Below are 10,339 nucleotides of genomic sequence, written 5' to 3'. Positions count from 1 at the left end.
GGCCGAGCCGGCTGAACGATCGGTCAGTCGAACCGCCCGGATCGCTGATAGATGTCGATCAGCAGATTCCAGAGAATGTCGTTGTACGTCTCGCCGGTCTCGCCACCGCTCGGCCGGTGCGCCGGGCAGCGCATCGTCGGGCCCTGCACCGCTTCGTCGATCCGGCTCAGCTTCGAGGTCACGAACCGGATGCGCGGGCCGTCGGGCGTGTCGGTGCGGATGAACTTGTCGGACTGAATCGCGAGCTTGCCCAGGATGACGTGGGGGTAGTCGTTGGCCGGATATTCCAGATAGCCGGTCAACCCGGTCAGGAACGAGAGCCGCTCACGCTCCTGCTGATCGTGCAGGACGGCGAGGCTGGCGTAGAGCTGCCGGCTGCCCAGCAGCGTCCGGCGCAGCGGCTCGCCGGAGAGCTCGAGCTCGTCCCGACCGTAGCGGCACGCCGATTCCAGGCACAGCACCGCCTCGAGCACGCCCAGGCTAATGTTCCGGCGCAGCTTGTTCCCGAGCGCGACGCGGATCTGCTCGAGCGTCGGGTCCGGGCCCGGCGGCTCGGCCCAGTCGCCGTCCATCCAGTGGATGGCGTCGCGCTGTCCGTAGGCGGCCGCCACCATCGCGTCGTCGATCGTCTCGACCACGAGCTGCCGGCACAGCGCATTGAGGCGTTCGAGGCTCTCGAGCAGATCTCGCTCGGATGCCCGCCGCAGCAGCTCATCCTTGGCGGGCGACGCGGCGAGCGCCGCGAACCAGGCCTCGGTGAGCGGGATATAGACGTTGCTGTACAGCACGTTTTTGGGGTGCGCAGCGGGAGCCACAGCTGCACAGTAGACCACCTGCGCGGCCGGGATCGGCACTTGGGTCACAAGGTCACGAGCAAGTGCGGGCGTCGGCACGACAATCACCCACTTCGGACGGCGGCTCCTTCAGACGCACTCCGAAGCCCGGATACGCTGCGTGCGGCCGAGTGTATTTTCCGTGCGCACGTATCGCACGGCACTGTCATCCAGTTGCCATCAACGACCCCCGTACGGTGGAATCACAAGAGCCGTCGAGCGGGAGTGGCCATGTTGATCGGCGAGGTGCACACCGGCCTGCTGCAGCATTCGACATCGCTGCAGACCGCCGAGAGCGTCGACCTGCTGAGCCTCATCGAGGGCGCCAACGTGATGGCGTCGCAGCGACCGACCTCCTACGTGGTCTCCCCCGACATCCCGGTCGGCGTCGACTGCCTGCTGCCGAGCGCGTCGCGGCGCAAGGTCCGCTGTGTGGGCGCGGCCCTGTCCCGGGCGGTGCTCAGTGGCGGGCGGGTCGTGCAGACGTCGGCCTGGGCCACCGTCGAGCCCAGCGCGGCCGGCCGCCGGCTGCCGTGGTCGCACTACATCGCGTCGGTCGGCCGGCTCGAGGCGATCGGGCGCACCGACTGGTCCGACGTCGTCACCGGGTTCCTGCAGCCGGACCGGCGCAGTCCCAAGGACGCCACGGAGGACACGCTCAGCCTCGGCGGCATCGCGGCGCGGCTCATGGACGCCGTGCAGGGGGCCGGCCGCCTCGATCGGCGGGCCCCGTTCCGGAGTCAGCGCACCCGGCTGCGCTGGACGGTCACGGTCGACGAGCGGCCCGACGCGACCGTCCGCGCGTGGTTCACGGTCGGCCCCGACGGCCTGCGCACGGTCGAGATGACGCTGGGGCCCGGGGACGCGGAGGCCGCGCAGCAGCTGTGCGAGGACCTGGCGCTGCACGACTGGTTGCTGACAACCGTCACGGCGTTCGTGGAGGGGGTGGCGAGCAGCCCGCGCCCGGTGACCGACAAGGCCGCGCGCCTGCGTCCGGTCGTCGAGCACCTGCTGCACCTGTGGATGCCGGGCGCCCGGGTCGGCCCCGAGCTGCAGGCGGTCTGGGACGTGTTCGAGCGCCGCCCCGGGTTCAGCCGGCAGTGGACGGCCTCGGTGGAGTGGATCCGCGACCAGTTGGCCTCGGGCACGATGGCCATGCTGGAGCGGGCGCGCTGAGCCCCTCGGCGGGCCCTTGCTTCAGTCGTTCACGAACGCGTACGAGATCCGCTGGACGACCTGCTCCGGCACGCTGACGCCCTCGTTCGCCCCGCGCCGGCCCAGCTCCTCGAGCACCGAGCGCTCGGCCGCGACCTGGCTGAGGATCGTGCGCACGGCCAGCTCCACCGAGAGGAACTGGGTGCGCAGGATCGACATCGTCTGGTACGCGGCGAAGGGCGCCGCCTTCGGGTTGAGCTGGATGACGGCGGGCAGCCGGTTCCAGTCCCGCGGGAGCGGCTCGTCCTCATCCAGCCGGTAGGGGCGGACCGCCGCCTCGCCGTGATGGCGCAGCAGCCCGAGCCGCACCAGCTGCCACACCGACGCCAGGAACGCGCACGACCAGACCCGCTCGTGCTGCACCTGCGACCAGAGCTCGACGTCGACGAAGATCGAGTGCCCGTTGGGCCCGCTCTCCCGCGGCGGTGTCCACAAGGGACCCGCGGCCATCGCCGGCGGCGTGCCCGGGGTGCGCTGGCCGTTGCACAGCCAGCCCGACTCCACCGCCGGCGGGCGGCCGCCCGTCGTGTGGTGCGGCGGGTCGGACACCAGCCGGTCGACCACGAGCTCCGCCAGCGGCACGCCCTCGGCCTCCACGCAGCCCGATTCCCGCGCCACGTAGTCGATGGTCAGGTCGTGCGCGTCGGCTGCCTTGCGCAGCTGCTCGATGACCTCGGGCGGGTTGGGGATCTCGTTGCGGTAGTCGTCGACCAGGAAGCACGTGCTGATGCGCGGCCGGACCTCCTTGGGCAGCATCGCCGCACAGGCCGCCCGGGCCTGGTGCACCCACGGCGCGACCCGCTCGAAGTGCCGGTTGATGTTCACGTACCCGGGGCCGAAGTCCTCCGCGTAGAGGTGTCCGAGCTCGATCGACAGGTGCGACAGCGGAATCGACTGGGTCCGCGGCTGCGCCGCGATTTCACGGAACTCGACATCGGCGACCATTACACGATCTCCCAGGCGACATCGTCGACGAGATCCTTGGCGAGCTTCTCGAACGCCTCCACCGTCTCGGTGTTGGCGATCTTGCGCTCGTACAGATCGTTGTCCGAGATCAGCTGCTCCCGCCATTGCAGCAGGGGGTCCAGCGGGATCGTGGAGATGACCCTGGTGCGTCCCACCTTGCGGCTGCTCGCCAGCTCGGTCAGGCGGGCGTCGCACTCGCGCAGGAACGCGATCTGGGCCGGGCGCAGCGGGCTGAGCTCCTCGCCGTCGGGGTTGATGACCGCGGTCCGCACGAAGCGCAGCGAGTCGAGCAGGGTCTCCCGGTCGTGCCCGCGGGCCTCGCCGGTGGCCAGGATGCCGCCCTCGTCGTAGACCAGGCTGGCGGCCGCACCCACGTGCTGGTTGGTCCACCGGTGGAAGATCAGCCAGCGGGTGAGGACCTTGCGCAGGCTCGGCATCGCGGTCGCGGCCAGCACCATGTCGGTCGCGTAGGACCGCCCGGCGCTCAGGTCGACCAGGACGATGTCGAACTCCTCGTCCAGGCGCAGGAACAGCTCCGCGCAGCGCTTGTTCATCTCCGGGTTGGTCGGGAACTCCGAGCCGCCGTGGTCGCCCGGGAAGAGGATCAGCTGGCCGGCCCCGGGCGGGCGCTGGCGCAGGCTCTGGCGGTCGGACGAGGTCCAGATGTCCAGCCGTTCGGGCGTGCTGATGCGGCCCTGCAGGTAGGAGTGCAGCCCGCCGCCGCGGGTGCCGCTGGAGGCGCCCGCGATCTGGAAGATGGCCCCGGCCGTCGGGGATCCGAAGTCGAAGTCGAGGTAGCAGACCTCGCGGTTGTACAGCGAGCTGCGGAACGCCACGTTGCAGCTGGTGACCGAGCGGCCGGTGCCGCCCTTGTCCGAGGTGACGAAGATCAGCACGGTCAGTTCACCCCCGTCGACTTCTGCCGGCCGGCCGACAGGTCGTTGAGCAGTCCGAGCACGGTGAGGGCGAGCCAGGCGGCCGTGCCGGGCCGGTCGTTGATGACCTCCCGGGCCCGGCGCAGGTTGGCGCGAATGGTCTTGATCTCCAACTCCAGGGACTTGCCGCTGCCCCGCATGAGCTCGCGGTCGAAGAGCTGTTCGGCCTCGCTGAGCAGCGCGGCCCCGTGCATGGCGAGCTCAGGACTGGTCAACGGGGGCCGGTCCAGGACGTTGGCCGTGACCACCAGCGCATCGACGACCCGCTCGTTGATCAGCCAGGACGGCGAGTCCTCGGGCGGCATCCGCAGGTCCGGGAACGCCCCGGCCGGGTTGTCCCACAGGTTGCGGCCCGCGCCGCGCTGCAGGCGCCGGCTGAGCAGGTGCTCCCACACCCGGTCAGCCGTCTCCAGCAGCACGCCGCGGTCGGTGGCGTCGGTGAGCAGGCCGGCGATGTTCGCGGTGCGCTGCAGCAGCAGCGGCGCGAACTCGTTGACGATCCAGGTCATCTCGCCGCCGCCGACGCGCTCGCTGCCGATCAGGTTGAGCCGCACGCCGGGGTAGTGCAGCCCGATCGCCTGGTCGTTGCGGTTGGGCCGGCGGGTCATGCGGGCGCGGTTGGCCAGCTCGGCCAGGACGTTGCCGATCCGCACGAGCTGGGCGTTGGAGCTGCGGTTCTGCACCAACCCCTTCACCGCCAGCGAGGTCACCTGGAGGGTGAAGTAGTCCGAGTCGAGGCCGTCGGTGGTCCGCCAGGGGATGTCCTCCAGCGGCCAGCGCGTGCCCTCGCCGTAGGTGGCGACCGTGGCCCAGTAGGAGCGGGTCAGGTCGGATCGCAGCTGCAGCGCCCGGGACAGCCGCTGCTGTTCCTCGTTGAGCAGGCCCAGGACGCGGGTGCGCTCGGAGAAGAGGTCCTCGATGGCGTCCAGGGCGATGACGGTGAAGTAGAGGTACGGCGCCTGCTCGGCCACGCCCGGCCGCTGGGTCCCGATCTCCTCGGTCGAGGCCACCTCGATCTCGGGGGCGTTCTCGACGATGCTCCAGGACCAGCCGCACTCGAAGAGCTGGTTCTGGCTGTCGAGGTCGGTGACCTGGCCGGAACCGATGAGCACCTCGCGGAAGCTCGCCATCGTCTGGCGCAGCTCCAGCCGCAGCCCGTCGACCACCTCGCGGGACGGCAGTCCCTCCTGGTTGACGGTCCGGATCAGGTTCTTGCCGTAGACCGAGTCGGCGTCGAAGACGTTGACGCTGAAGCTGCGCAGCAGGCCGATCATCGCGGCCGTCAGCCGGGCGCTCGCCCGCTGCTCGACGTCGTCGATCACCTCGAGCACCGCATGGCGGCGGGTCGTGCCGCGGAAGACCCGCGCGAAACCGATGGTGGCCAGCGAGAGGGTGATCGACATGGCGTAGGAGTCGACGATGTCGAGGGCGCGCTGCTCCTCGGTCGGCTCCTCGCCTTCGGTGGAGGAGGTGAAGTAGCTGCCCCCGGCGAAGATGGGGGTGCCGGACTCGTCGGTGTAGCGGTGGTAGTACTCCGCGAGCACCGAAATGATCCGGCGCGGGATCTCCGTGGCGCCGCCAAAGTCCTCCAGCGCGTCCATCATGTCCAGGCCGGTGCGGTCGGGATCGTCCAGGCCGAACGCCGAGACCTTGGAGGCGGGCAGGAGCAGGCACAGCAGCTGCTCGGCGTCACCGATCGAGTTGGAGGCGAACCGCCCGCCCCACACCCATTGGTCCTTCTGCCAGGACCACCTCACGACGGCGCGCCAGATATCGAGTATCTCCTGGCGGGGCTGCATCCTCATCGATAACCACCATGTCCCCGTCGGGCCCTATAGATCGCCGCCGCATTCGTGACCATTCGCAAGATCAGTTCTGCGGGTCAGGCTTCAAACAAATCGTAACCAGCGGGATCGACAATCCCTAGCCCCCGTGGGGTAATACGGCATGACCGGCGGCTACGTTCAAACGATCAAGTCGCCGACGGCCTCGGCGCATCCCCATGACAGGCTCACCCCCACCGAGCCGTGTCCATAGTTGTGGATCAGCGGTGTACCCGCGAGATCGACGAGCTCCAGCCGCACGGTGTCGCGCGACGGGCGCAGGCCGACCCGGTGATCAAGCACCTTGACGTTGCTCAATTCGGGCCTGATTTTCGTGCAGCGCTCCAGGATTCGGTCCGCGGTCACCGCATCGGGCAGGAGCGAGTCGTCGTGGTCGGTCGCGCAGCCGCCCAGGACCACCTGGTCGCCGTGGGGAAAGATGTAGGTGAGGTCGTCGCCGTGCTGGTTGTCCTGGAAGAACTCCTCGATTCCGGGGTTCTCCACGACGAGTAGCTGGCCGCGGGTCGGGTACAGCGTCTTGTCCGGGACGAGCTCGCGCGCGCCGATCCCGGAGCAGTTGACGATGCAGTCGGCTTCGCCGAGCAGCTCGTCGAAGCTCTCGACCCGCCGGCGGAAGTCGGTGGTGCCGCCCGCCGCGCGGAGGCGGTCGGCCAGGAACTCCAGGTAGACCGGCATGTCCACCAGCGGAATGGTGTAATGCCAGCCGGTGCGGTACAACGGCCGGAACGAATCCAGCTCGCTGTCGGTGCACCGGTGGAAGTCGCGGATGCGGGTCGCCCATTCGGGGGGTCCGCCGGGATCGTCGGACACCTCCAGTCCGGCGACCATCCGGACGCCGGTCCGGGGGACATCGGCAATGGATTCGAGCACCTCGAGGGTGACATCGGACCAATGCAGCGCCCGCGGGTCGTTGACGAGATACGGACCCCAACTGGCGCCCGCGGCGGCCGAAGTGGTCCGGCCCGGTGCCCGATCCGACACGACATGGACAGCATGCCGGCGCTCGGCCAGATAGACGGCGGTCGTAAGTCCAGATACGCCCGCACCGAGGACCAAGAACTCCGGGCGCCCCATAGAGACAGGTTAGCGCGATCATATGATCATCACGATGCTCATGAATATTTGGCAGAAAGCTGTCCGACAAACGACAAGCCTCTTGTCAGAAGCCCGGTCGACCACTTCGGGGTTCACCCGCGTGGCGGGCACCACCGACGTACGCTGGACGCGAGGCTTTTCCGAGGCGGTCTCGTGAACGCCCGGCAGGCGCCCGCCACCCGATCGGGCGAGATTGCACCTCTTGACACTCCAGTAATGTCAGCGGTCGATCAACTGTCGCACGTGCCGACCGCCCCCTATGACGATCATGTCGGCGATCCGAGGAGGAGCTCGATGACGAGCCCGGCCACGGCCACGAAACCCGGCCGGAAGGCGGCCCGCGCCGCTGCGGACGCGCACAAGCCACCCCAGAATCACGAGTTCGACTGGAACGCCTTCAACCCGAAGGCGTACCACCAGCACAACTACATGACCGTGCGCGACGACGACCGCCAGATCGTCGAGCACGTGCGCGACTTCTTCGGCCGCTCGCCCCTGCCGCCGAACGCGCGCGGCCTGGACGTCGGGCCCGGGGCGAACCTGTACCCGACGCTGTCCATGCTGCCGTTCTGCTCGGCCCTGGACCTGGTCGAGTTCTCGACCGCGAACGTGGCCTGGCTGCGCGGGCAGCAGTCGTGGGTGCGCCGCTTCGACCGCTCGTGGCGCTCGTGGGACCCGTTCTGGAAGCTCTACGGCGAGGATCGCAACTACGAGCACTACGTGCGCTCGCACAGCCCGTTCGCCGAGTTCCGGCGCAAGGCCGTCATCAGTCAGGGCAGCATTTTCGACCTGCCCCGGCGGCGGTACGAGATCGGCACCATGTTCTTCGTCGCCTGCTCCCTGTCGGCCGACCGCAACGAGTTCTTCCGCGCCGTCACGCGCTTCCTGGAGGCGCTGAAGACCGGCGCCCCGTTCGCGGCGGCCTTCATGACCGGCTCCAGCGGGTACGAGATCAAGGACCGCACCTTCCCGGCCTTCCCGGTCACCGAGGAGACCGTCAGGCACGCGACCCGGAAGCACGCCCCGTCGACGATCGTGACGCCGATCGCGTCCGACCTGCGGCCCGAGGTGGGCATGGTGCTGGCGACCGGGTACCGCGGCAGGTAACCGCTACGTAGACCGCCGGCTCAGCAGGACCGTCAGCGCGGCCGCCGGGACCAGGCCCATCACCAGGATGGCCGCGCCGATGCCCAGGGACGGCGCCAGCAGCGGGCACAACAGCAACGCCGCCGACGCCGCGATGAACGGGACGGGCATGACCGTCCCGCTCGGCCAGACCAGCCAGCGCAGCAACAGGCCCGCGATGAGGAACAGCGCCACCGGTACCGCCACCGCATAGCCGGTGACCAGGGGCGGGACGTGGACGTTGTGCTCCGCGGCCCGCACGGCGACCTCCAGCCCGCCGCCCAGGGCGGCCACCGAGCCGAACACCACGTAGTGGCCGTAGGCCCAGGTGCGGACCACCTTGCCCGAGCGGAAGCCGTGTTCGTCGCCGCCCAGGAAGTAGGCCCACCAGATGCCGAACATCAGCAGCAGGCCGCCCACGGCGACCAGGATCAGCTGGATGGACACGCCGGCGTGCATGGCGCTGCCGAAGGCCACCGTCGAGGCCAGGATGACCTCGCCCAGGACGATGATGGTGAACAGCCCGTACCGCTCGGCGATGTGCTCGGGATGCCACTTGATCGCGCCGGTTCGCTCCGCCCAGGCCGGGACCGCGACCTCGGCCAGGGCCAGGACGACAAAGGCGATGTAGTCGAACGGGTGCGGCAGCAGCAGCCGGAGGATCCAGAGCACCTGCACGACCGTGATGCCCAGGGCGTTGCGCCGGGCGGTCTGCCGCCCCTCCGGGTGCTCGCGCGCGGCCCGCAGCCACTGCGCCACCATGGGGATACGCATGACCGCGTAGCCGATGGTGACCTGGGTGAAGTCGTAGTCGGTCAGCGCGGCCGGGACGCCCGCGGCGAGAATCAGGGCGCCCGCCATCTGCAGCAGCGTGAGCAGCCGGAACGGCCCGTCGTCGGTGTCGTAGGCCGAGGCGAACCAGGTGAAGCTCATCCAGGCCCACCAGATCGCGAAGAACACCATCGCGAAGCCGGCGACCGCCTGGAGCGAGTGTCCCTCCTCGATGCCGTGCGCGAGTTGCGCAGCGGCCTGCGACACGGCGACCACGAAGCACAGGTCGAAGAGCAGCTCGAGGGGCGTGGAGGCGCGGTGCTCCTCCTGCGGGTCGCGCCCGCCCATGAGCCGCCGCCAGGGAGCCTGCAACCCAGGAACGCCCAAGACACCCTCCAATGGCCCAGCGGCAACCAGGGCCCACACCAGCAAATCAGACCCCGACGAAGATCTCTATGGTGCGCCAATCGAGCCGGAGCGCAGATGAGGGGGCATGGGTGGAGCTCGCTCCCCCATTGGGGAGCGAGCTTGCGAGCGCGGAGGCAACTCCACGCAAACGCGAACAGGCCCAGCCTGTGAGCAGGCTGGGCCTAAACGTGGAGTTGAGGGGACTCGAACCCCTGACCCCCTCGATGCGAACGAGGTGCGCTACCAGACTGCGCCACAACCCCAACCGGTCCCGTGTAGCGGACCGGCGCTAAGACTAACAGGTCGGTTCCGGGCTTCGCGAATGGGTTCACTGTCCCGAGGCGCGCGTGTCGTACGGGCGGCCGCGCAGGGAGTTCAGGCGGGCCGCCTCGCGGCGGGCGCGGTCGCGCTCGGCCAGCTGACGGGCCAGGGCCTCGCGGCGGGCGGCGGCGCGGCGGAGCTGTTCGCGGCGGACCTGGGCCTGGCGGCGGGCGATCCAGGCCGCGTACCGCGCCTCCTCCCGCCGCCGCCGCCGGTCGCGCAGCGCGCGGGTGCGCAGGTGGGCCAGGTAGTAGACGAGCAGCGCGCCGGTGACCGCGAAGCTCACCCAGAACCCGGGGCTGACCAGCGTGATGCCGCACACCTCGGCCAGGTTGAGCAGGACCAGGGCCAGCAGCACGCGGCGGCGGCGGTACATCGCGCGCGGGGCGCGGTGCACGCGGCGGCGCGGGGTGCGGGCGGGCGGGGCCGAGACCGGGGCCAGGCGCGGCGCCGGGAGCGGGCCCGACGACGACGAGACCCGCGGCACGAGCAGGCGCGGCGGGTTGACCGGGCGGCGGCCGGGCACGGTGCGGCGGCGTCGATCGGCGCGGGTCAGCACCCGCGCGGTCGACAACGCCCGCTCCGCCACCAGCCGCTCTGTTGCGTCGTATCGGCGCACCAAGGCGGGCGCCAGGGCGAGGAGCCCAGCAGCGGCGAGGACGGCGAGGAGCACCGAGGTCGGCACCCTCACCCCTCCTATTGATCCTGTTCAAGCCCCCCGTGCCGGTCCCCCCAGGCACGAAAGTCATCGAAGTATGTGGAAGTTACACCGTGGTAACTCCGTCTCAAGACCTTACGACGCGCCGGGGGCTGTACCACGTCAACA

General features: G+C 69.9%; 9 protein-coding genes and 1 tRNA gene. 2 read left to right on the top strand and 8 right to left on the bottom strand.

Annotated elements, in window-relative coordinates:
• Nucleotides 1-23: 23 nt before the first annotated feature.
• The gene (locus tag ACQPZ4_RS03980; RefSeq protein WP_433056217.1) at nt 24-788 is read right to left on the bottom strand and encodes a hypothetical protein; all 765 of its coding nucleotides are present in this window, start codon (nt 786-788) and stop codon (nt 24-26) included.
• 276 nt (nt 789-1,064) lie between these two features.
• Between ACQPZ4_RS03980 and ACQPZ4_RS03975 the strand changes: the two genes are divergently transcribed.
• Nucleotides 1,065-2,009, top strand: coding sequence for an SCO2521 family protein (locus ACQPZ4_RS03975; protein ID WP_433056215.1), 945 nt, complete (start codon nt 1,065-1,067; stop codon nt 2,007-2,009).
• 21 nt (nt 2,010-2,030) lie between these two features.
• On the opposite strand, the gene ACQPZ4_RS03970 is transcribed toward ACQPZ4_RS03975, so the two are convergent.
• The 4 genes from ACQPZ4_RS03970 to ACQPZ4_RS03955 all read right to left on the bottom strand — a co-directional run bounded on the left by ACQPZ4_RS03970 (nt 2,031) and on the right by ACQPZ4_RS03955 (nt 6,867).
• Nucleotides 2,031-2,993 (bottom strand): SCO2522 family protein, encoded by a 963-nt coding sequence (locus ACQPZ4_RS03970; RefSeq protein WP_433056213.1) that lies wholly within the window; start codon nt 2,991-2,993, stop codon nt 2,031-2,033.
• Nucleotides 2,993-3,910 (bottom strand): SCO2523 family variant P-loop protein, encoded by a 918-nt coding sequence (locus tag ACQPZ4_RS03965; protein ID WP_433056211.1) that lies wholly within the window; start codon nt 3,908-3,910, stop codon nt 2,993-2,995. The genes ACQPZ4_RS03970 and ACQPZ4_RS03965 overlap by 1 nt, the downstream gene beginning before the upstream one ends.
• Nucleotides 3,911-3,912: 2 nt before the next feature.
• Nucleotides 3,913-5,754 carry an SCO2524 family protein gene (locus ACQPZ4_RS03960; protein ID WP_433056209.1) on the bottom strand — a complete coding sequence of 614 codons (1,842 nt, stop codon included), beginning with the start codon at nt 5,752-5,754 and terminating at the stop codon, nt 3,913-3,915.
• 159 nt (nt 5,755-5,913) lie between these two features.
• Nucleotides 5,914-6,867 (bottom strand): FAD-dependent oxidoreductase, encoded by a 954-nt coding sequence (locus ACQPZ4_RS03955; protein WP_433056207.1) that lies wholly within the window; start codon nt 6,865-6,867, stop codon nt 5,914-5,916.
• Nucleotides 6,868-7,182: 315 nt separating this feature from the next.
• Between ACQPZ4_RS03955 and ACQPZ4_RS03950 the strand changes: the two genes are divergently transcribed.
• The gene (locus tag ACQPZ4_RS03950; protein ID WP_433056205.1) at nt 7,183-7,995 is read left to right on the top strand and encodes an SCO2525 family SAM-dependent methyltransferase; all 813 of its coding nucleotides are present in this window, start codon (nt 7,183-7,185) and stop codon (nt 7,993-7,995) included.
• A gap of 3 nt (nt 7,996-7,998) precedes the next feature.
• Here the strand turns inward: ACQPZ4_RS03950 and ACQPZ4_RS03945 are convergent, their stop codons facing one another.
• The 3 genes from ACQPZ4_RS03945 to sepX form a co-directional block, all read right to left on the bottom strand.
• Nucleotides 7,999-9,156, bottom strand: coding sequence for a low temperature requirement protein A (locus tag ACQPZ4_RS03945; protein WP_433056203.1), 1,158 nt, complete (start codon nt 9,154-9,156; stop codon nt 7,999-8,001).
• Nucleotides 9,157-9,381: 225 nt separating this feature from the next.
• A tRNA-Ala gene (locus ACQPZ4_RS03940) sits at nt 9,382-9,455 on the bottom strand.
• 65 nt (nt 9,456-9,520) lie between these two features.
• Nucleotides 9,521-10,204 (bottom strand): divisome protein SepX/GlpR, encoded by a 684-nt coding sequence (gene sepX, locus ACQPZ4_RS03935; protein ID WP_433056202.1) that lies wholly within the window; start codon nt 10,202-10,204, stop codon nt 9,521-9,523.
• Nucleotides 10,205-10,339 lie beyond the last annotated feature (135 nt).

The organism is Dactylosporangium sp. CS-033363, from assembly GCF_050942475.1.
In the GTDB taxonomy this organism is placed as follows: domain Bacteria; phylum Actinomycetota; class Actinomycetes; order Mycobacteriales; family Micromonosporaceae; genus Dactylosporangium.
This window is presented reverse-complemented; position numbering and strand designations above follow the sequence as displayed.

Bases quoted from the DNA above. Each gene is read 5' to 3' on its own strand.
- ACQPZ4_RS03955 (WP_433056207.1), bottom strand. From the start codon at position 6,867: ATGGGGCGCCCGGAGTTCTTGGTCCTCGGTGCGGGCGTATCTGGACTT.
- ACQPZ4_RS03975 (WP_433056215.1), top strand. From the start codon at position 1,065: ATGTTGATCGGCGAGGTGCACACCGGCCTGCTGCAGCATTCGACATCG.
- ACQPZ4_RS03950 (WP_433056205.1), top strand. From the start codon at position 7,183: ATGACGAGCCCGGCCACGGCCACGAAACCCGGCCGGAAGGCGGCCCGC.
- ACQPZ4_RS03970 (WP_433056213.1), bottom strand. From the start codon at position 2,993: ATGGTCGCCGATGTCGAGTTCCGTGAAATCGCGGCGCAGCCGCGGACC.
- ACQPZ4_RS03960 (WP_433056209.1), bottom strand. From the start codon at position 5,754: ATGAGGATGCAGCCCCGCCAGGAGATACTCGATATCTGGCGCGCCGTC.